At 65.7% G+C, this 16,103-nt stretch carries 16 protein-coding genes; 7 read left to right on the top strand and 9 right to left on the bottom strand.

What is annotated here, in order from left to right; genetic code table 11:
• Positions 1-3 precede the first annotated feature (3 nt).
• The gene (locus tag BLS61_RS14280) at positions 4-804 is read left to right on the top strand and encodes an SAM-dependent methyltransferase (RefSeq protein WP_090431922.1); all 801 of its coding nucleotides are present in this window, start codon (positions 4-6) and stop codon (positions 802-804) included.
• A gap of 3 nt (positions 805-807) precedes the next feature.
• Entirely contained in the window at positions 808-2,157 is a 1,350-nt protein-coding gene (locus BLS61_RS14275; protein ID WP_090431920.1) for an APC family permease, read from the top strand.
• A 6-nt stretch (positions 2,158-2,163) separates the two neighbouring features.
• On the opposite strand, the gene BLS61_RS14270 is transcribed toward BLS61_RS14275, so the two are convergent.
• Positions 2,164-2,583, bottom strand: a complete 420-nt coding sequence (locus BLS61_RS14270) for an Lrp/AsnC family transcriptional regulator (protein ID WP_090431919.1) — start codon at positions 2,581-2,583, stop codon at positions 2,164-2,166.
• 122 nt (positions 2,584-2,705) lie between these two features.
• Here BLS61_RS14270 and yjeH point away from each other — a divergent pair, with 122 nt between their 5' ends.
• Positions 2,706-3,959 (top strand): L-methionine/branched-chain amino acid transporter, encoded by a 1,254-nt coding sequence (gene yjeH, locus BLS61_RS14265; protein ID WP_090431917.1) that lies wholly within the window; start codon positions 2,706-2,708, stop codon positions 3,957-3,959.
• Between the two features lie 69 nt (positions 3,960-4,028).
• Positions 4,029-5,399 carry a TAXI family TRAP transporter solute-binding subunit gene (locus BLS61_RS14260; protein WP_090431915.1) on the top strand — a complete coding sequence of 457 codons (1,371 nt, stop codon included), beginning with the start codon at positions 4,029-4,031 and terminating at the stop codon, positions 5,397-5,399.
• A gap of 117 nt (positions 5,400-5,516) precedes the next feature.
• Here the strand turns inward: BLS61_RS14260 and BLS61_RS14255 are convergent, their stop codons facing one another.
• Entirely contained in the window at positions 5,517-7,127 is a 1,611-nt protein-coding gene (locus BLS61_RS14255) for a M28 family metallopeptidase (RefSeq protein WP_090431913.1), read from the bottom strand.
• A gap of 335 nt (positions 7,128-7,462) precedes the next feature.
• Here BLS61_RS14255 and yejK point away from each other — a divergent pair, with 335 nt between their 5' ends.
• A complete protein-coding gene (yejK, locus tag BLS61_RS14250; protein ID WP_090431911.1) occupies positions 7,463-8,470 on the top strand; it encodes a nucleoid-associated protein YejK in 1,008 nt (335 codons plus the stop codon).
• A 234-nt stretch (positions 8,471-8,704) separates the two neighbouring features.
• The gene (locus tag BLS61_RS14245) at positions 8,705-9,025 is read left to right on the top strand and encodes a glutaredoxin family protein (RefSeq protein ID WP_090431909.1); all 321 of its coding nucleotides are present in this window, start codon (positions 8,705-8,707) and stop codon (positions 9,023-9,025) included.
• Between the two features lie 54 nt (positions 9,026-9,079).
• Here BLS61_RS14245 and BLS61_RS14240 read toward each other — a convergent pair whose 3' ends face one another.
• The 4 genes from BLS61_RS14240 to BLS61_RS14225 all read right to left on the bottom strand — a co-directional run bounded on the left by BLS61_RS14240 (position 9,080) and on the right by BLS61_RS14225 (position 11,642).
• Positions 9,080-10,012: a glutathione S-transferase family protein gene (locus BLS61_RS14240; protein WP_090431907.1), complete on the bottom strand. Its 933-nt coding sequence runs from the start codon at positions 10,010-10,012 to the stop codon at positions 9,080-9,082.
• A 64-nt stretch (positions 10,013-10,076) separates the two neighbouring features.
• Entirely contained in the window at positions 10,077-10,358 is a 282-nt protein-coding gene (locus BLS61_RS14235) for a GIY-YIG nuclease family protein (RefSeq protein WP_090431905.1), read from the bottom strand.
• Positions 10,355-11,110 (bottom strand): phosphatidylcholine synthase, encoded by a 756-nt coding sequence (gene pcsA / locus BLS61_RS14230; RefSeq protein WP_394328146.1) that lies wholly within the window; start codon positions 11,108-11,110, stop codon positions 10,355-10,357. Before pcsA ends, BLS61_RS14235 begins: the two co-directional genes overlap by 4 nt.
• 61 nt (positions 11,111-11,171) lie before the next feature.
• Positions 11,172-11,642 carry a nuclear transport factor 2 family protein gene (locus BLS61_RS14225; RefSeq protein ID WP_090431901.1) on the bottom strand — a complete coding sequence of 157 codons (471 nt, stop codon included), beginning with the start codon at positions 11,640-11,642 and terminating at the stop codon, positions 11,172-11,174.
• Positions 11,643-11,797: 155 nt separating this feature from the next.
• Between BLS61_RS14225 and BLS61_RS14220 the strand changes: the two genes are divergently transcribed.
• Complete coding sequence (locus BLS61_RS14220; RefSeq protein ID WP_090431899.1) at positions 11,798-12,757, top strand: GlxA family transcriptional regulator; 960 nt, start codon at positions 11,798-11,800, stop codon at positions 12,755-12,757.
• Positions 12,758-12,902: 145 nt separating this feature from the next.
• Here the strand turns inward: BLS61_RS14220 and BLS61_RS14215 are convergent, their stop codons facing one another.
• The 3 genes from BLS61_RS14215 to BLS61_RS14205 all read right to left on the bottom strand — a co-directional run bounded on the left by BLS61_RS14215 (position 12,903) and on the right by BLS61_RS14205 (position 16,051).
• A complete protein-coding gene (locus BLS61_RS14215; RefSeq protein WP_090431897.1) occupies positions 12,903-13,664 on the bottom strand; it encodes an amino acid ABC transporter ATP-binding protein in 762 nt (253 codons plus the stop codon).
• A 95-nt stretch (positions 13,665-13,759) separates the two neighbouring features.
• Entirely contained in the window at positions 13,760-14,857 is a 1,098-nt protein-coding gene (locus BLS61_RS14210) for an amino acid ABC transporter permease (protein WP_090431895.1), read from the bottom strand.
• A gap of 9 nt (positions 14,858-14,866) precedes the next feature.
• Positions 14,867-16,051 (bottom strand): amino acid ABC transporter permease, encoded by a 1,185-nt coding sequence (locus BLS61_RS14205; RefSeq protein WP_167358734.1) that lies wholly within the window; start codon positions 16,049-16,051, stop codon positions 14,867-14,869.
• Positions 16,052-16,103 lie beyond the last annotated feature (52 nt).

Here is a 16,103-nt window from a genome sequence, read left to right as displayed (position 1 = left end):
CCGATGAGCGTTCTATCCCTCCGTAGCCTCACCTCCCTCACCCTGCCCGCCGGATTGCTGGCCAGTCTGCTGATCGGCAGCGCGCAGGCCCAGCAGCCACCGCGACTGGACGTGCCCTACGTGCCCACGCCGGAACCGGTGGTGGCGCATATGCTCAAGCTGGCCGAGGTCGGCCCGGACGATTACCTCATCGACCTCGGCTCGGGCGATGGCCGCATCGCCATCTCTGCCGTGCAGGCCCATGGCGCGCGAGCAGCCTACGGCATCGACCTGGACCCGGAGCGCGTCAACGAGGCGCAGCAGAACGCCGAACGCGAGGGCGTGGCGGACAAGGTCACCTTCGAGCAGGGCGACCTGTTCCAGAAGGACATCTCCGAGGCCGACGTGCTGACCATGTACCTGCTGTCCACGGTCAACATGCGTTTGCGCCCGGTCATTCTCGACACGCTCAAGCCGGGCACGCGAGTGGTCTCGCATGCTTTCGATCTCGGTGACTGGGAGCCCGACCAGAGCGATGTGATCAACGGCAGCTCGGTATATCTGTGGATCGTGCCGGCCAAGGTGGCAGGCCAGTGGACCCTCGAACTCGACGGGAAAAGCCATCGGGTCGAACTCGAGCAACGCTTCCAGAACGTCACCGGTACGGTCGACGGTCAGCTCGGCGGGCTCAGCGGCCAGCTGAAGGGCAACGAACTGCGCTTCACCCTCGACGACCGCCTGTATGTCGGCCAGCTCAATGGCGACCGCATCGAGGCCGTACCGGCGGACGGCGCGCAGCAGGGTTGGGTCGCGCGCAGGAGCTGAGCCATGACCTCGCTAGTGTCCTCCCAACGCGCCGGGCTGTCGGTCATCGATGCGGTCGCCATGCTGGTCGGCGTGGTGATCGGCGTCGGCATCTTTGGCCTGCCGCCGCTGGTGGCGCAGCATGCCGGCAGCGCCGAACTGTATCTGGCGCTGTGGCTGGCCGGCGGCCTGGTGATGCTGATCGGCGCGCTGTGCTACGGCGAACTGGGCGCCGCACACCCGGACCAGGGCGGCGAATACCATTACCTGAGCCTGGCCTGGGGCCCGCAAGTCGCCCTGCTGTTCGCCTGGGCACGCGGCACGGTGATCCAGACCGGCGCCATCGCCGTGGTCGCCTTCATCTACGGTGACTACGCCCAGCGCCTGCTGCCGCTCGGCGAGTATGGCAGCGCCTGGCATGCCGCCTCGGTGGTGGTGGCGCTGACCCTGCTCAACGTACTCGGCACCCGCGAATCGCGGCGCGCCCAGGTGTTCTTCACCGGGGTGACGGTGCTGGCGCTGCTGACGGTGGTGCTCGCCGGTCTGGCGCTGGCCGAACCGCAGCCGAGCATCGCCGGTAGCGCTCCTGCCGGCGGCAGCCTGGCGGGGATGCTGGGCATGGGCATGGTCTTCGTGCTGCTCACCTACGGCGGCTGGAACGAGGCGGCCTACCTGTCCGGCGAGCTGCGCAACCCAGCGCGCAACATGAGCCGCGTGCTGCTGATCGGCACGGCCGTGGTGACCGCCATCTACCTGCTGGCGAACCTGGTGTTCCTGAATATCTTCGGCCTCGACGGCCTGCGCCAGAGCGATGCCGTGGCGGCGGACCTGATGAGCATCGTCGCCGGGCCAAGGGCCGAGGCGCTGCTGGCGATGTTCGTCTGCCTGACCGCCCTGAGCACGCTGAACGCCACATTGTTCACCGGCGCGCGGGTGTACTACGCGCTGGGCCGCGACGTGCCGTTGCTGGCCTTCATCGGCCGCTGGAACGAGCGCGGCGCTACCCCGGTGCGCGCCTTGCTGCTGCAATGCGTGCTGACCCTGCCGCTGATCCTGTTCGGCGCACTGAGCGCGAACGGCGTGGAGACCATGGTGGCCTACACCGCTCCGGTGTTCTGGCTGTTCATGTCCCTCGTCGCCCTGGCGCTGATTCGCCTGCGCCAGCGCCAGCCCTGGGTACGCCGGCCGTTCAGCGTGCCGCTGTATCCGCTGACGCCGCTGCTGTTCGCCGCCACCTGCCTGGGCCTGCTGTATTCCAGCACGCTCTACGCCGGCAGCGGCGCGCTGCTGGGGTTGCTGGTGCTCGGCGCCGGCCTGCCGTTGCTGGCCCTGCAACGCCCGCAAGCCGTCGAGCAGGGCGAACACGCCGAATGAGCTGCGCTACATCGACCAGTCCTTGACCACCACATGGGTCTTGACCTTCTGCATGCCGGGGAACGCCTCGATGGCGCCGCGCACCTCGCTCAGGCGCGTCATGCTCGGTGCCTCGATGAACACCAGCATGTCGGTTTCCCCGCTGATGCCGCTGCAATGGCGCACCTCGGGCAGGGCGCGCATGCGCTCGACGTACTCCTCACAGCGCCGGCCCTGATAGAAGAGTTCGAGAAAGGCCTTGACCCCCGTCTCGCCCGGCTCGGCCACCTGGGCGTGATAACCGCGAATCACCCCGCTGCTTTCCAGACAGCGAATCCGCTCGCTGACCGCTGAACGTGACAGGTTCACCTCACGCGCGATCTGGCTGACGGAGGTGCGCGCATCGCTGCGCAGCAGGGCGAGGATCTGGCGATCGAACTTGTCCACGGGGCCTCTCGGGCGGCAATCAGTCTGACGGGGAAAACCGCCATTTCGTCGGCAAAAGGCGACAGCCTGCACGCGGCCTGCGCCCTAACATGGCGGTATCGCAAAAAGGATGAGCATACCCCATGAGTCGCTTGAACAAGGAATTGGGCCTGCTGCAGGGCATCGCCCTGCTCAGCACTTCGCTGCTCGGCACCGGCATCTTCGTGGTGCCGGCACTGGCCGCCACCGCCGCCGGCGAGGCCTCGCTGTGGGCCTGGTTGCTGCTGATCGCCCTGGTGCTGCCGGTGGCCTTCACCTTCGCCCAGTTGGGCAAGCGCTTCCCCCATGCCGGCGGCGCGCCGCATCTGATCGGTCGCGCCTTCGGTCTGCGCATGGAGGGCGTCAGCGCCCTGCTGTTTCTCGCCGTACTGCCGGTCGGCCTGCCGGCTGCCCTGCATATCGCCAGCGGTTTCTGGCTGGCCCTGTTCGACCTTGATCGTAGAGGCCTGCTGCTCGTCGAACTGGCTACACTGGGCGCCATCCTCCTGCTTGGCCAGCGTCCGCCGAAGGCCTCGGGCATGCTCCAGGGGCTGATCGCCGTGGCCATCGTCGCCAGCGTGGCGCTGATCTGGTGGGTCGGTGATCTGCCGCGCGCCAGCCAACCGCTGCTGCCGGCGATGCAAGGCCAATGGCACCTGTTGCCGACGGCGCTGGGGGTGATGTTCTGGTGCTTCGTCGGCATCGAGGCCTTCACCCACCTGGGCGAGGAGTTCAAGCATCCCGAGCGCGACTTCCCGCTGGCACTGCTGCTCGGCGTGCTGCTGGCCGGCCTGGTGTACTGGGCCTGTTCGGTGGCGGTGCTGAGCTTCGCCACCTATGGCGACATCCACAGCGACGCCACCGCCCTGCCCCGCCTGTTCTCCCTGCTGCTCGGCGAACAGGCGCGCGTGCTGGTGGCGGTGCTCGGCTATCTGGCCTGCTTCGCCTCGATGAACGTCTATATTCAGGGCTTTGCCCGACTGATCTGGAGCCTGGCCGACGAGGGTCGCCTGCCGGCCAGAATGGCCGTGCGCAATCGCCACGGCGTTCCCGGCAAGGCGTTGCTCCTGGTGGTGATCAGCTGCGCACTGTGCACCACGCTTTCGGCGGCGTTGAACCTGTCGGTGGACGACCTGATCCGCTACGCCAACGGCAACTTCGTGCTGATCTACCTGCTGAGCATGGCGGCCGGCTGGGTGCTGCTACGCGGTATCTGGCGCCTGCTGGCCGGGCTCAGCGCGCTGCTCTGCGCAGGCGTGCTGCTGATGCTTGGCAGCGATGCCCTGTACGCCTTGGCGCTGCTCGGCGCGGCGCTGCTACTCGACGGCCTGCGCATGAGGCGCAAGGCACTGTCGTGATGCCTCCTGGCGTGACCGAAGCGAGGATCAGGTTCTATCCTTGGGTGGAAACCTCGCCAAGGATGCCCAATGCGCCGCGTACTGAACGACCTGAAAATCATGATTCTGGCCAACCTGTGGATAGTCCCGGTGGTGGCCGGCCTGATCTGGGCCCTGTTCCAGTTCGTCGCCCCGCCGCCGCCGATGAGCGCCAGCATCGCCACCGGCACCGCGGGCGGGGCCTACCAGCAGTTCGCCGAACGCCTGAAGGAAGAGCTGGCCAAGGAAGGCTTCGAGCTCCATCTGGTGCCGACCTCCGGTTCGCGCGACAACCTGCAGCGCCTGCTGACAAAGGACCCCGACGTGCAGATCGCCCTGGTGCAGAGCGGTCTGGAACGTCAGCTGACGCCCGACGAGCAGGCGCGTCTGCAGAGCCTCGGCGCTATCTATCAGGAGCCGTTGTGGCTGTTCTACCGGCGCGACGTGGAGCTGGACCGCATTGCCGATCTGCTGCCGCTGCGTCTCGGCCTGGGCGGCGATGGCAGCGGCACCCGCGCCGCCAGCGATGCCATCCTCGGCGCCAATGCCATCGCGCCCGAGCAGTATCCCGATACCTGGCAGAGCATCGGCGGCGGCAAGGCGGCCCGCGCGCTGCTGGCCGGCGAGCTGGACGCCGCCTTCTTCGTCGGCCCGGCAGAGAACGCCCTGGTGCAGCAACTGGCGGCCAGCCCGGATATCGCCCTGGCGCATTTTCGTCGCGCCGCCGCCTACGAGGCACGCCTGCCCTTCTTCAACCAGGTCAAGGTCGGCGAGGGCCTGCTCGACCTGGCCAGCAATGCCCCGGACCGCGACATCGTCACCCTGGCCCCGGTCGCCACGCTGGTGGTCAACGATGACTTCAATCCCGGCCTGGTACCGCTGTTTCTCGAGGCCAGCCGCGAAGTGATGCGCGGCGGCACCCTGCTCGACACCGCCGGCACCTTCCCCAGCGCCGAGCCGCGTACCTTCGACCTGCACAAGGATGCCAGGCACTACTACGACAAGGGCCTGCCGATCCTGCAGCGCTACCTGCCGTTTCGCATCGCCTCGCTGGCCGATCGCTACATCATCCTGCTGATCCCGCTGATCGTGGTGATGATTCCGCTGTTCAAGGCCGTCGGGCCGATCTACCAGTGGCGCATCCGCGCGCGCATCTACCGCTGGTACAAGTACCTGCGCGACATCGATCGCAAGCTGCATGCCGGCTCGCTGCCGAACGAACTGGAGAGCGAGATCCAGCGCCTGGAAACGCTCGAGGACGAACTGGCCTCCGTCGAGGTGCCGCTGTCGTACTCCAACGAGCTGTACGAGCTGCACATGCACCTGCGCTACGTGATCGAGCGCCTGCGCGCGCTGCAAAGGCGCCGCGGCAACGGCCCAGAGCAGGCGCCCTCGGTGGTGCCGAGCCCGGAGCGCAGCTAGCTTCGGGCAGCGGCCACAAAAAAAGCCCGCGATACGCTCGCGGGCTTTTCTTTCGTAGGGTGCGCCGTGCGCACCGGCTTGCGCTACGCACGGCGCCCTATGCCAGGTCACACAAGGCTATTTGACCCAGTGCTTACCCCAGTGGGTGATGTCGTAGGCCTGGGCACTGCGCATCATCCGGCGCGAATCCCTGGACGCAGCGATCTCGTCATCGACGATCTTGGTCGACAGCGACAGCCAGCTGGCGACGAAGGCCATGGCATCGCCGTTGACCTCCAGCGCGCGCAGATCGATGTTGTTCAGGTCATCGCAGGCTTCGTGGTAGCACGGATCGAAGGCTTCGCCCGCGGTGCCGCCATAACGCCTGGCCTGCTCTTCGGACTTGACCACCTCGGCCCCGGTGAACAGCCCGCCGAAGGCGATGCCATCGAGGAAGAACTGCGCATAGTCGGAACGGAAGCTGATCTCGTCGCCCTCGAAAGGCAGGCCGCGCAGGCGGTAATACTCGCCGAACAGACGCTCGATCGCCGCCGAGCCGGGCGGGCCTTGCAGGCCGAACTCCGAACCGTCGCCGTCATAGATGAAGTAGGCGAAGTTCGGCGACGCGATCATGTCGAAGTTCAGGTACGCCTTGATCTTCGCCTTGTCCTCGGCGGGCAGCTGGTTGACGTAGTAGGTCGAACCCACCAGCCCCGATTCCTCGGCGCCCCACCAGGCGAAACGCAGCCTGTTCTTCGGCTTGGCCTTGGCCATCTGCACGGCCAGCTCCAGCAGCGCGGCGCTACCCGAACCGTTGTCGTTGATGCCGGCCCCCTCGAACACCGAATCCAGGTGCGCGCCGAGCATCACCACGTTGTCCGACTTGCCACGCTTGTGCTCGGCCACCAGGTTGTAGGTCTGGGTTCGCTCGCGCACCACGTCGGTGACCATGCGCACCTGCTGCTCGGCCGTCTGCGCCAGGCTCACGCCCACGTCATAGGTGGTGAACAGCACCGGAATACCGCCGGCATAGGCATCGCCCAGGGTGGCGTTGAGCAGGCCCTTGCGGTCCTCGCTGTCACCCTGGTTGAAGATCACCACGCCCACGGCGCCAGCGGCGGCGGCGTTCTCGGCCTTGATCTGGAAGTTGCAGCTGCCGCGCTGCAGCAGGGCGATGGAGCCGGCCGGGAAAGCGGCGAAGTCCTCGGCCTCGCAGCCGCTGCTGGACTGGTTGCCCTCGCCCAGAGCGATGTCCACCGCCACCACCGGTGCGCTCACATCGCCAGCGTCGGTCTGCGACAGGTAGGTGAAGTCCACTTCCCACTCGTACTGCGCCGGAGTCGGCGCCAGGCTCTGCAGCACGCCTGGCCCTTGCGGGTAGAACGCACTGAACGGGAAGGCCTGACGGGTGACCCTGTAGCCGGCGCTTTCCAACGTCGCCTGCACATAATCGAGGGAGCGCTGGTAACCGGGCAGGCCGGCGGCACGGTTGCCACCATTGGCCAGGGCGATGTCGTTGAACATCTGCAGGTGGGTCATGCTGTTGGCCGCCTGCATGCAGCGCGGCAGCAACAGCGGCGTTGCACTCAGCACGCCGGAGCGGCATTCCGCCGTTCCGAGCCGGGTCGGGCTCCAGAACTGATCGAACAGTTCGGTGACGTCGAGCCCCTTGGCCGCACTGGCCTGCCCGGAAATGGCCGCCAGCAAGGCGGCGCCCAATAGACGGCGATTATTGATCTTGTTGCGCATGTAGCCTCCAATCCATATCTGGAGATCGAGAAAGGCGGCAACGCTTGTGGCGCCACCGCGGTGCGTCCCTTTACTACGTCGTGTGGACGTGAAAGACGCTAGACCGAGTTGCGTCATCACGCGAATCGAAAATTGCGATTTTTGCCAGAAAATAGAGATATATCACTGCAGATACCGGCAATTAGCCAGCAAATAGCCATCTCTCGCCTGGCGCCACCGGCATCCTCCGGCGATGTCAGGTAGACTTCGCCCATGCCGCCGCGCCGCCGGCCTGAGCATTCGCTCGTCCGGCGATGCGGCCACTCCCATCGCGAACCGTCAAAGACCGAAACCCCATGCCGATCCGCCACTGCATCGTCCACCTGATCGACAAGAAACCCGATGGCAGCCCTGCCGTGCTGCACGCCCGCGACAGCGAGCTGACCACCTCGCAGGCCATGGAAAACCTGCTGGCCGACCTCAACGAAAGCTACAACGCCAAGCAGGGCAAGGCCTGGGGCCTGTTCCACGAGGAGTCCGGCGCCTACCCGTTCAGCGGCTGGCTCAAGGCCTACCTCGACGGCGAGCAGGACTTCACCGCCTTCAGCCGCCAGGCTGTCGAACATCTGCAGAAGCTGATGGAGGAATCCAACCTCTCCACCGGCGGCCACGTGCTGCTGGCTCACTATCAGCAAGGCATGACCGACTACCTGGCCATCGCCCTGCTGCACCACAGCGAAGGCGTGGCGGTGACCGACGCGCTGGACGTGACCCCGGCCAAGCACCTGGACCTGGGCCAGCTGCACCTGGCCGCGCGCATCAACATCAGCGAGTGGCAGAACAACAAGCAGTCCAAGCAATACATCTCCTTCATCAAGGGCAAGAACGGCAAGAAGGTGTCGGACTACTTCCGCGACTTCATCGGCTGCCAGGAGGGCGTCGACGGCCCGGGCGAAACGCGCACGCTGCTCAAGGCCTTCAGCGATTTCGTGGAAAGCGAGGACCTGCCCGAAGAACAGGCCCGCGAGAAGACCAAGACCCTGGTCGGCTACGCCACCGGCCAGGCCAAGCTGGGCGAGCCGATCACCCTGGAGGAACTCTCCGGGCTGATCGACGAGGAGCGCCCCAAGGCGTTCTATGAGCATATCCGCAACAAGGACTACGGCATGGCCCCGGAATTTCCGGCGGACAAGCGCACCCTCAGCCAGTTCCAGCGCTTCACCGGCCGCGCCGAGGGCCTGTCGATCAGCTTCGAGGCGCACCTGCTGGGCTCGAAGATCGAGTACGACGAGGGCCGCGACATGCTGATCATTCGCCAGCTGCCGACCCAGCTGAAGGACCAGCTCAAGCGCCGTCAGGAATGATCGGCTCAGCAGTTTTGTAGGGCGGGCTTCAGCCCACCGAAATGGGTGGAGCCTACATGATGAGGCTGAGATCGTTATGGTGGGCTGAAGCCCACCCTACGCCCACCATACGCCCAGCTACGCTGAACCTACGCCCGTCCTATGCCCATCCCGGGAGCCACGGGCTGATATGGCGATATCACCTGGCGCGGTTTACCCTGATATGACCGCGCCATCACACAAGGATGCGAACCCGTGAAGACGATTCTGCTGCTGCTCGCCGCGCTGGCCCTGTGGCAACACTGGGACAAGATCGACCGCTGGCTAAATCCGCCGCAGGCCGGTAACGCCAGTGGCGAGATCGTGCTTTACGCCACCGCCTGGTGCGGCTACTGCGCCAAGACCCGCGAGCTGTTCGCCGAGGATGGCGTCGCCTACCGTGAAGTGGATATAGAAAAGGACAGCGCCGGCCGCGCCCGCTATCAGGCCTTGGGCGGGCGTGGCGTGCCGGTGATCGACCTGCGCGGGCAGGTCATCCACGGCTACGACGTGCGCGCCATTCGCGCCGCCTACTGACCCGCCGAGCCCGGATGCCCTCCGGGCTTGGCGTCGGCAGCGTGAGGACAGGCCTCAGCGCGCCTCGATACGGAACCCCAGGCGCGGGAAGTGCACATGTACGACGCCCGCGCGCGCGTCCTCGCGACGCAGGATCAGCTCCTCACGCCCAGCGAACAGCAATTCGCCCTCCACCGGGTCGACGCCGTAGTCCACCGCCGCGATGCGCACCGCCTGGCCAGCCGCGAAGCCGTTGGGGTCGACGAACGCTTCGTCCGGCAAGGCCGCCGGCGTCGCCTCGCGCGCCACGGCGATGGCCTGCTCGCTGCTCATCTCGCTCAGCGAGCCGTGACCGAAGTCCAGCACCCGTGCCAGCCAGGCCGCGACCGCGGGGTAGTCATCCACCAGCGGCGCGGTCACCGGCGTGCCACGCAGGAACCACAGCGGGTGCGCCAGTGCGATGTCGGCCAGGCTCGGCTCGACGAACAGGAAATCTGCGCCGCTCTGCAATTGCTGCTGCAGGCGCCCCATGAGCGCCGGCCATTGATGGCGCGCCTGCTCCAGCGGCAGGCGGCTGGCCGTTCCCCCCGAAAACAGGGCGGCGCGATCCGCGGCGAAGGCCTTGGCGAACTCTGGCGGCACCTTGGCGAAGCGCACCGCCATGGACTCGGGAGCGAAGACCAGCGACACAGCATGCTGGAACACCACCGAGTCGGCCCACTGGGCGAAGGTGGCGACATTGCACGCCTGCGCTTCGGGATATAGCGCCGGGGTAGCCTTCTCGGCCTCCAGGCGGCGCGCGATCAGTGCGGTATCGCAGTAGATGTCGGCACCGATCTGCAGCACCGGCGTCTTGCGGTAGCCACCGGTCAAGGCGGTGAGATCGGGCTTGGGCATCACGGGTGGGATCATCACCGAACGCCAGGACAGCTGCTTGAAGCCCAGCATCAGGCGGGCCTTCTCGGCGAACGGCGAGGTCGGGTAATGGTGCAGGATCAGCTCGTGCATGGCGCGCTCCGCGGCAGGATCGAAAGCCCCAGCTTAACCGCCGCGCCTGGCTACGCCCACCGCCTCAGGGTGATGCAGCGCTATCAACGGCCAGAATGAGCGCTTCCTTGGCAGCCTTGCTCAGGCGCTTGATCGCCCGCTCGCGGCGCAGCGCATCGCCCTTGCCGGTACAGGCCTCGACATAGGCCAGCGCCAGCGCCGGGCTGGTGTGGAAGAAACGCGCACCCTTGCCCGCCTGGTGCTGGGCGAAACGCCGCTGCGGGTCATCGCTGATGCCGCAGTACAGCGCGCCGTTGGCGGCGCGGATCAGGTAGACGAACCAGGCCTTGTCGACTGCCGCGTTCATCCGCGTGCCGGGAACCACTCGCGCGCCGAACGCCACAGGCACATGCCGACGAAGTAGGCCGAGGCCAGCCACCACAGCGTCAGCAGCCAGAACTGGTTGGCCGGGTACTGCACGATCAGCAGCGCGCTGGAGAGCATCCAGACGAAGGTCACCAGGATGTTCAGCGGCATGAACTGACGCACGCGGAATGGATGCAGGAACTTCATCTTGGTCAGCGTCAGGCCGGCGAGCAGGACGATGATGCCCAGGGTGATCCAGGGGTGCACGTCGAGGATGTAGAAATACAGCACCACCACGTTCCACGCGGCCGGGAAGCCGACGAAGTAATTGTCCTTGCTCTTCATGTTCAGGTTGCAGAAGCAGAACAGCGAGGACACCAGAATCAGCCCCACGGCGAACAGCGGCGTGTAGTCCGGCAAGGGAATGAAGCGGTAGAGGAAGATGGCGGGGATGAACACATAGGTGAGGTAGTCGATCACCAGGTCCAGGGTCGAGCCGTCGAAATGTGGCAATACACCCTTGACGTCGTAACGGCGCGCCAGCGAACCGTCCAGGCCATCGACCAGCAGCGCCAGGCCGAGCCACAGCAGGCATTGCTTGGGTTGGCCGTCGAGCACAGCCAGCAACGCCAGCAGCGCGAGAATCACGCCGCTGGCGGTAACGGCATGGACCCCCCAGGCCTTGGCCTGTTTTACGGCAACGATCAGTTCGGTCACGGCAGGTCTCGATTGGCAGTGGGTGCGGCACCCCATGTGCGCACTCTTTATTGAAGGCTAAGACCGGCTAGCCTACCACTGCGTTCCTTCGCCTGCCTTAGCGCGACGCGCGGAATTGAGCCAGAGCGCGTGCCGCCTGTCGACGAATGGCGGTTTGCACCGGGGGTGCCCAGCCCAGCAGCAGCCCTTTGCCACCCAGCGCCTGGCGCGCCCAGCGCCACAGATCGAAGTGATCGCGATGCTCGACGATCAGCCCGTCGCGAAACACGAAGCGCGCCTGGATGTGATTGATCACCTGACGACCGGTGGCGCTGAAACGGTAGGTGGCGACCCAACGCGCGCTGCCGGCATGGTCATCGGCTTGCACCGAGTCGAAGGTCAGCGAAAAGTCTTCGGCACGGCTGCACAGCATGCGCCACATGTCCCCCGCCTCGGCGCCGCGCAGGTCGACGAAGACCGGGTCGGAGAAACGCACGTCCTCGGCGTAACAGCCAGCCATGGTCTCGGCATCGAGCTTCTGGAAGGCGCTATAGAACCGCTGGATCAACTCGGCATTGGCATGACTCATGGGGTCGCTCCCGTATTCGTGACAGCCAGGGCGCACCATGCGCACCGCTCGCTATGAATGCGCTCATTCTGAGGCGGCGACAACCGCGACAGCGATTGGCTATAACGACAACTTTGTGGCAATAATCGCCAACCTTCCTGCTCCGGTGCAGCGCCATGCTGAACGTCGCCCTGTACGTCTGCCCGCAAACCATCTGTTCCAGCCTGAGCATGGCGCAGGATGCCTTCAGCCTCGCCAATCGCCTGGCGGATAAGCCGCGCTTTCATCTGCAGCGCTTCAGCCTCGATGGCCAGCCGGTGCAACTGGAATTCGCCCAGGTTCAGGTCGACGGCGGCCTGGAGCTGGCGGAGCGGGCCGACCTGCTGATCCTGCCGGCCACCGGCAGCGCCATCTCCCGCACGCTGGAGGGCAACGCCGGCCTGTTGCCCTGGCTGGCGCGCCGTCAGCAGCTGGTGGCGAGCCTGTGCAGCAGCGCCTTTCTGCTGGCGGCAGCCGGGCTGCTCGATGGTCGCCAGGCCACCACCCACTGGGCTCTGGCCGAAACCTTCGCCCGGCATTTCCCGCGCGTGCACCTGCGCAGCGACCTGCTGCTGACCGAGGACGGTTCGCTGTTCTGCTCCGGCGGCGCCCAGGCGGGGCTCGACCTGTGCCTGCACCTGATCGCCCGGCATGGCGGGGAATGGCTGGCGCAGCAGGTCGCCAGTGCCATGGTGGTGGAGCGCCAGCGCGGCCCGCAGTCACGCTTCGCGCCCCTGCTGCCCGCCAGCGATGACAAGACTCTGGGGCCGCTGCTCGACTGGTTGCGCCGGCATCATGCCGAGCCCGTCGATCTCGCCGGCCTGGCCGAGCAGGCGCATTGCTCGCCGCGCACCCTGCTGCGCCGCTTCAAGGCCGCCACCGGACTGACGCCCAACGACTACCTGCAGCGTCTGCGCATCGCCAACGCGCAGCAGGCGCTGGCTCGCTCCGGCGATTCGCTGGAGCGGATCGCCGCCGCGGTCGGCTATGCCGATCGCGCTACCTTCGCCAAGCTGTTCAAGCAGTTGTGCGGCGAAACGCCCGGCGCCTTTCGCAAGCGCATGCAGGGCAACGGAACCGCGCCGCCGGCAGCGTAGGGTGCGCTGTGCGCGCCAACCTGGGGGCGTCGCACATTCGAGGGCTACGGGTTTGCGGTACGCGCGGCGCACCCTACTTCCAGGCGCATTGCGCGGCTATGAAAAAGGGAGCCCGAAGGCTCCCTTGTCATTTGACGCAACCGCCTCAGTGCAGGATCTGGCTGAGGAACAGCTTGGTGCGCTCGTTCTGCGGGTTGGTGAAGAAGGCGTTGGGCTCGGCCTGCTCGACGATCTCGCCCCTGTCCATGAAAATCACCCGGTTGGCCACGGTGCGGGCAAAGCCCATCTCGTGGGTCACGCAGAGCATGGTCATGCCGTCTTCGGCCAGGCCGATCATGGTGTCGAGCACCTCCTTCACCATCTCCGGGTCGAGTGCCGAGGTCGGCTCGTCGAACAGCATGATCTTCGGCTTCATGCACAATGCGCGAGCGATCGCCACGCGCTGCTGCTGACCACCGGAGAGCTGACCCGGATACTTGTGCGCCTGCTCCGGGATGCGCACGCGCTCGAGGAAGTGCATGGCGATCTCCTCGGCCTGACGCTTGGGCATCTTGCGTACCCACATCGGCGCCAGGGTGCAGTTCTGCAGCACGGTGAGATGCGGGAACAGGTTGAAGTGCTGGAACACCATGCCCACTTCGCGGCGGATCGCCTCGATGTGCTTGAGGTCACTGGTCAGCTCGGTGCCATCGACCACGATGCGCCCCTGCTGGTGCTCTTCCAGGCGGTTGATGCAACGGATGGTGGTGGACTTGCCCGAACCGGACGGCCCGCACAGGACGATACGCTCGCCCTGCTGCACGCTGAGGTTGATGTCCTTGAGCACGTGGAACTGGCCGTACCACTTGTTCACGCCCTGCAGCAGGATCATCGGCTCGGCGCTGGGTTGCTTGATTGCTTCACTCATAATTCACTCCTCTCGAGGGCTGATTCAGGATTTCGAGCCGGGGCCAGGCACGTTCATCAGTGCCTGGCCAACGCACAGCAAATACCGATCAGCTCCTAACGCTTGTGGCCGGTGTCCAGCTTTCTCTCCAGATGCATGGAGTAGCGGGACATACCAAAACAGAAAATCCAGAAAATCAGCGCCGCGAACACGTAGCCTTCGGTAGCCATGCCCAGCCAGGCCGGGTCGGTGGTCGCCTGCTTGATGCTGTTGAGCAGGTCGAACAGGCCGATGATGATCACCAGGCTGGTGTCCTTGAACAGCGAAATGAAGGTGTTGACGATGCCGGGGATGACCAGCTTGAGCGCCTGCGGCAGGATCACCAGGCCCATCATCCGCCAGTAGCCCAGGCCCATGGCCGCGGCCGCTTCGTACTGCCCCTTGGGGATGGCCTGCAGGCCGCCGCGCACCACTTCGGCGATGTAGGCGGACTGGAACAGGATCACCCCGATCAGCGCACGCAGCAGCTTGTCGAAGGACAGGCCTTCCGGCAGGAACAGCGGCAGCATCACCGAGGACATGAACAGCACGGTGATCAGCGGCACGCCGCGCCAGAACTCGATGAAGGTGACGCAGATGACCTTGATCGCCGGCAGGTTGGAGCGTCGCCCCAGCGCCAGCAGGATGCCCAGCGGCAAGGCACCGGTGATGCCTACGTAGGCGATCACCAACGTCAGCATCAGACCGCCCCAGCGGCTGGTAGGCACCACGCTCAGGCCGAATACGCCGCCGTGCAGCAGGCACCAGGCCACGACCGGGTAGATCACCAGGAAGGACAGACCGTAGAACGCCTTGCGCGGCATCTGCGGGACGAACAGCGGCGCCGCACCGACGATGGCCAGCCACAGGGTGGCATCCACCCGCCAGCGCAGTTCGCTGGGGTAGAAGCCGTACATGAACTGGCCGAAGCGCTGCTGGATGAACACCCAGCAGGCGCCACCGCTGGTGCAGTCGGCGCGGGTGCTGCCACTCCAGGTGGCATCGATGAAGGCCCACTGGATCAGCGGCGGCACGATCAGCCAGATCAGGTAGATGGCGAACAGGGTCAACAGGGTGTTGAACCAGTTGGAGAACAGGTTGGCCTTGAGCCAGCCCACTGCGCCGACGCTCATGCGCGGCGGCGGCAGATCCGGTTTGAAGGTATGAGACTGCATGGCTGCTCCTTACCGCTCGATCAGCGCAATGCGCTTGTTGTACCAGTTCATCAGCAGGGAAATGCTGATACTGATCGCCAGGTACACGCTCATGGTGATGGCGATCACCTCGATGGCCTGGCCGGTCTGGTTGAGTACCGTGCCGGCGAACAGCGACACCATGTCCGGGTAGCCGATGCCGGCCGCCAGCGAGGAGTTCTTCGCCAGGTTCAGGTATTGGCTGGTCAGCGGCGGGATGATCACGCGCAGCGCCTGCGGGATGATCACCAGGCGCAGGGTGATGCCCGGACGCAGGCCCAGCGAGCGCGCGGCTTCGGTCTGGCCATGGCTGACGGCCATGATCCCCGAGCGCACGTTCTCGGCGATGAAGGCTGCGGTGTAGATGGTCAGCGCCAGGGTCAGCGCCATCAGTTCGGGAATCATCACCCAGCCGCCGCGGAAGTTGAAACCGGTCAGCTCCGGCACGCTCCACACCAGCGGGTTGCCGCCGACCAGCACGGCCAGGCCGGGAACCACCACGATCAGTGCCAGCGACGTCCACAGCAGCGGGAAGATCTGGCCGGTGGCTTCACGGCGCTTCTTGGCCCAGCGGCCCAGGGCGATGATGCCGACGATGGTGGCCAGCAGGACCACGACGAACAGGCCGAAACTCTCCGACGGGCTCGGCGCCGGCATGTACAGGCCGCGACTGTTGAGGAAGAAGGTTTCGCCGATGTCCAGGCTCTGCCGCGGTCCCGGCAGGGCGAGAAACACCGCGAAGTACCAGAAGAGAATCTGCAGCAGAGGCGGGATGTTGCGGAAAATCTCGATGTAGACGGTGGCCAGCTTGCTGATCAGCCAGTTCGGCGACAGCCGTGCCACGCCCAGAATGAAGCCGAGGATGGAGGCCAGCACGATGCCGATGAAGGAAACCAGCAGCGTATTGAGCAGGCCGATGACGAATACCCGTCCGTAGGAATCGCTTTCGGTGTAGTCGATCAGATGCTGGGCGATGCCGAAACCGGCACTGTTGCCGAGGAACCCGAAGCCGGAGACGATGCCACGCTTTTCCAGGTTGGCCTGGGTGTTTTGGAAAAGGAACCAGCCGAGCGCCACGACGGCGATAACGGCAATGATCTGGAACAGCCACGCGCGCACCTGAGGATCGGTCCAGACCGAACCTCGCGGGCGCGGGGCATTAGCAGTAGTTTGCATAACAGCCCTCTTGGAAGCCCCACGCCCGCGTGCGCGGGCATGGAGTTCACGT

The organism is Ectopseudomonas guguanensis, from assembly GCF_900104265.1.
Classification (GTDB): Bacteria; Pseudomonadota; Gammaproteobacteria; order Pseudomonadales; family Pseudomonadaceae; genus Aquipseudomonas; species Aquipseudomonas guguanensis.
This window is presented reverse-complemented; position numbering and strand designations above follow the sequence as displayed.

What these genes read in the sequence shown, in the direction of transcription:
- BLS61_RS14275 (WP_090431920.1), top strand. Translation starts at nt 808, where the DNA reads ATGACCTCGCTAGTGTCCTCCCAACGCGCCGGGCTGTCGGTCATCGAT.
- yejK (WP_090431911.1), top strand. Translation starts at nt 7,463, where the DNA reads ATGCCGATCCGCCACTGCATCGTCCACCTGATCGACAAGAAACCCGAT.
- BLS61_RS14260 (WP_090431915.1), top strand. Translation starts at nt 4,029, where the DNA reads ATGCGCCGCGTACTGAACGACCTGAAAATCATGATTCTGGCCAACCTG.
- BLS61_RS14240 (WP_090431907.1), bottom strand. Translation starts at nt 10,012, where the DNA reads ATGCACGAGCTGATCCTGCACCATTACCCGACCTCGCCGTTCGCCGAG.
- BLS61_RS14255 (WP_090431913.1), bottom strand. Translation starts at nt 7,127, where the DNA reads ATGCGCAACAAGATCAATAATCGCCGTCTATTGGGCGCCGCCTTGCTG.
- BLS61_RS14210 (WP_090431895.1), bottom strand. Translation starts at nt 14,857, where the DNA reads ATGCAGTCTCATACCTTCAAACCGGATCTGCCGCCGCCGCGCATGAGC.
- pcsA (WP_394328146.1), bottom strand. Translation starts at nt 11,110, where the DNA reads ATGGGGTGCCGCACCCACTGCCAATCGAGACCTGCCGTGACCGAACTG.
- BLS61_RS14225 (WP_090431901.1), bottom strand. Translation starts at nt 11,642, where the DNA reads ATGAGTCATGCCAATGCCGAGTTGATCCAGCGGTTCTATAGCGCCTTC.
- BLS61_RS14220 (WP_090431899.1), top strand. Translation starts at nt 11,798, where the DNA reads ATGCTGAACGTCGCCCTGTACGTCTGCCCGCAAACCATCTGTTCCAGC.
- BLS61_RS14205 (WP_167358734.1), bottom strand. Translation starts at nt 16,051, where the DNA reads ATGCAAACTACTGCTAATGCCCCGCGCCCGCGAGGTTCGGTCTGGACC.
- BLS61_RS14235 (WP_090431905.1), bottom strand. Translation starts at nt 10,358, where the DNA reads ATGAACGCGGCAGTCGACAAGGCCTGGTTCGTCTACCTGATCCGCGCC.
- BLS61_RS14280 (WP_090431922.1), top strand. Translation starts at nt 4, where the DNA reads ATGAGCGTTCTATCCCTCCGTAGCCTCACCTCCCTCACCCTGCCCGCC.
- BLS61_RS14215 (WP_090431897.1), bottom strand. Translation starts at nt 13,664, where the DNA reads ATGAGTGAAGCAATCAAGCAACCCAGCGCCGAGCCGATGATCCTGCTG.
- yjeH (WP_090431917.1), top strand. Translation starts at nt 2,706, where the DNA reads ATGAGTCGCTTGAACAAGGAATTGGGCCTGCTGCAGGGCATCGCCCTG.